A 283-nucleotide genomic window follows, 5' to 3' on the forward strand; every position below is an offset into this window, starting at 1 on the left:
TGACCAGTCCCGAACAAGTGCAGTTATCTTCAGAAACGACAGGAGTATCGTCATGGCCATTCCCTCGTTGCAGTTCCGGCCGAAGTACGTCTCGTTCGACTGCTACGGCACACTGATCGAATACCCGATCACCCCCATCACGCGTGAACTCGTCGGCGATCAGATCCCGGCCGAGCAGTGGGACCAGTTCGTGCGCGAGTTCCGCGGCTACCGCTACGACCAGGTCCGCGGCGAGTACTACCCCTACGAGCAGGTGTTGCAGGACTCCTTCGAGCGGGTCTGC

General features: G+C 60.1%; 1 pseudogene. It reads left to right on the plus strand.

Going from position 1 to position 283, the window contains the following annotated elements:
* Nucleotides 1-52 precede the first annotated feature (52 nt).
* Nucleotides 53-283 (plus strand): annotated as a pseudogene (locus GTY47_RS24070) (haloacid dehalogenase type II); the annotation flags it as partial.

It is taken from the genome of Streptomyces sp. SID5464 (genome assembly GCF_009862985.1).
Classification (GTDB): Bacteria; Actinomycetota; Actinomycetes; order Streptomycetales; family Streptomycetaceae; genus Streptomyces; species Streptomyces chartreusis_D.